Annotated in this window: 1 pseudogene; it reads left to right on the top strand. The window is 52.3% G+C overall.

Going from position 1 to position 3,374, the window contains the following annotated elements:
- Positions 1 to 342: 342 nt before the first annotated feature.
- Positions 343 to 3,374 (top strand): annotated as a pseudogene (locus tag VCU37_RS09290) (hypothetical protein); the annotation flags it as partial.

Genomic DNA, 3,374 nt, shown 5'->3' on the forward strand with positions numbered 1-3,374 from the left:
TGAAGGGGTGGTTGAATGGTACGCCGTCGCTTGAACGGGGGTATGTCTATGGTGGACCAACTCGTATTGGGGATACCCAAGTTGAGCGGTTAACGAAGTAACGTTCACCTGTACGCATGGAATGGCACCGGCACCGCCGGTGCCATTTCCATTACCACCATAACCAGGCATTATGTATAAACAAATGCAGAATATTTAAGTGTAATCTAAATAATTGCAAATCAATATTGTTATCAGTTATCTATCTTTTGTATGCTCCCTACACAGTAGGCATGGTGCGTGAAATGCTTTGGCTGCTGCAATGAAACACAGTGAAATACGCTGTGTGATAGGGGAGTTCAAATGGATACATATACCGACCATCGCCCGTGGGTCTTAGAACATTCGGGCAGATTTATTGCGGTGCTTGCTGCAGTTGTTTTGATGTTCGTAGGACTAGTCGGTGCAAAGCCCGCCGCAGCCGATAGCCCGCCGTACACCGTTGGTTGGGAGCGTACTGACACGCTTGGCGAGCCGGTGTATGTGGGTGAAGTGTTGACCTGGACGGTGACAATTAAGAATGTTACCGATAAGCCGATTGCGGTTAAGGCTGATGAGTCGAATGTGGATGGGATTTTGACGTCTGGTCCTGAGGGGGCGTGGAAGGGTGCGTATTTGCCTCCTGGTGTGGCCTCGACGGTGAAGGTGCGTCATCGGGTAGTGGATGTTGATGTGGCGGCGAAGCGGTTTGTGCCGCGTGCGCGGTTTCATACGGCGTCGGCGACGTGGAATGATGATGTGATTTTCCAGGGGCCGGGTTCGTCGGGTAGTCCTGTTGTGGTAGCTGCGGGCACACGCCCAGGAACCCAACCACCAGCAAATAACGAGCCCTTCACACTGACTTGGATACGTACTGACACGTTGGGTGAAACGGTTTATGCCGGTGAAACGCTGAAATGGAAAATCAACCTTCACAATGAGACAGGCCAGACAGTGGATGCCGTCCCAGTGGAAACAAACTTGGCAAACGTGAAATGGCCATATCCAACCCAGAAAACATGTGGGTTTAAAGACCTGGCTGCTGATGCGCTGAAAGAGTGCGCATTCGTGTCTTATACAGTTACCGAACACGATGTAGCCAACAAGATATTTACGCCATTCGTTCGCTACGTCGCGCGGAAACCGTTGGGTGGCAATCAGATCCTCAGTGAGGGCACACGCTTAACAGGCGATGCCGTGAACGTTGCACAAGGAACCCGGGCAGAGACGGAACATCCCTTTGAAATTATCTTTAGTCGTACGGATTCCTTGGGTGATGAGGTCTACGAAGGTGAAGAACTCACTTATGATATTTCGGTAAAAAACGCAACAGACCGTGCCGTTTCGGCATTGTTACAAACGTCCAACCTGGACCAACTTGATGTACCTAACCGCCCTGGGCCACGCGATTGCAACTATGCCAACCTTCCTTCGGGCTCGTCATTTAATTGCCGGAATATTAAATACACGGTGAAAGACGTGGATCGAATTGATAAACAATTCACTCCTTTTGTGCGCTATAACGCGACCTTTGATGAGGGTGGTGTTTCAAAGACAACTAAAGGTCCGAAGATCATTGGTCAACCGATCACGGTGTCTGCTGGTACTCGTACCAACCCAGCTCCCAAACCGCCTTACGCCTTTGATGTAAAGCTCATACGTACCGACAACCTTGGCGACGAGGCTAAAGTCGGACAGATACTGACCTGGCGCATCGAATTTAAAAACACTGGCGATGTTCCCATGTCAGCTCAATCAGTTGATACGAACCTAGAACAAGTCTTGTGGCCTGACGACCCGTTTTGTTCCTTTTGGAGCGCAGGCAAAAACCAACTTGGTATTTGCCATGAGGTAAAGCATGTTGTTACTCAAGAAGATGTGGCCACCGGTTCCTTTACCCCATTCGTTCAGTTCAACGGAGTTGAACCGGATGGCAACGCAAAACTCATTGTTGAAGGCCCCAAGGTCTCAGGTGATTCGGTATCACTCAAGTCAGTTGTTCCACCGCCACCGACGGTGGCTCCGTACACCGTTGGTTGGGAGCGTACTGACACGCTTGGTGGTCCGGTGTATGTGGGTGAAGTGTTGACCTGGACGGTGACAATTAAGAATGTTACCGATAAGCCGATTGCGGTTAAGGCTGATGAGTCGAATGTGGATGGGATTTTGACGTCTGGTCCTGAGGGGGCGTGGAAGGGTGCGTATTTGCCTCCTGGTGTGGCCTCGACGGTGAAGGTGCGTCATCGGGTAGTGGATGTTGATGTGGCGGCGAAGCGGTTTGTGCCGCGTGCGCGGTTTCATACGGCGTCGGCGACGTGGAATGATGATGTGATTTTCCAGGGGCCGGGTTCGTCGGGTAGTCCTGTTGTGGTAGCTGCGGGCACACGCCCAGGAACCCCACCACCAAGACCGACTGATCCGTTAACGATTGATTGGTTGCGCTTGGATTCGTTTGGTCCTGAGGTCCATGAAGGTGATGTATTGAAATGGGAGTTGACGGTTACTAACAATTTGAAAGACACAGTCGTCGCGTTCCCCGTTGAGTCGAACCTAACGGGTGTGCTTACAAGTGAACAACAGAATTGTCGCCACAGCAGCGTATTGCCTAATGAGCATTTTCACTGTGACTGGGTAACTCATATGGTAACGGCGGAAGATGTGGCTAAAGGGAGTTTCACACCCTTCGTTCGGTACAACGCCACACGCGATGTCAACGGTACTGATGTGATTCAAGCCGGTGCTAAATCAACTCATGACACGGTCAACGTTGTGGCTAAAACACCGCCGCCGGCTGTGGCTCCGTACACCGTTGGTTGGGAGCGTACTGACACGCTTGGTGGTCCGGTGTATGTGGGTGAAGTGTTGACCTGGACGGTGACAATTAAGAATGTTACCGATAAGCCGATTGCGGTTAAGGCTGATGAGTCGAATGTGGATGGGATTTTGACGTCTGGTCCTGAGGGGGCGTGGAAGGGTGCGTATTTGCCTCCTGGTGTGGCCTCGACGGTGAAGGTGCGTCATCGGGTAGTGGATGTTGATGTGGCGGCGAAGCGGTTTGTGCCGCGTGCGCGGTTTCATACGGCGTCGGCGACGTGGAATGATGATGTGATTTTCCAGGGGCCGGGTTCGTCGGGTAGTCCTGTTGTGGTAGCCGCGGGCACACGCCCAGGAACCCAACCAAATCCACCCAGCGGGCCAGTACCTGGTAATCCACAACCTCCAGTAACACCTACACCTCGTCCTGCACCGTCTTCATCGCCTGGTCCAGTGCCGAGTCCGAGTGATGAGACTCGTCCGAGTGGCAATGTTGTGCTGGAGCGGTTGAGTGGGGCGTCTCGTGTGGAGACGTCGGTGGA

The organism is Stomatohabitans albus, assembly GCF_036336025.1.
In the GTDB taxonomy this organism is placed as follows: Bacteria; Actinomycetota; Nitriliruptoria; order Euzebyales; family Euzebyaceae; genus Stomatohabitans; species Stomatohabitans albus.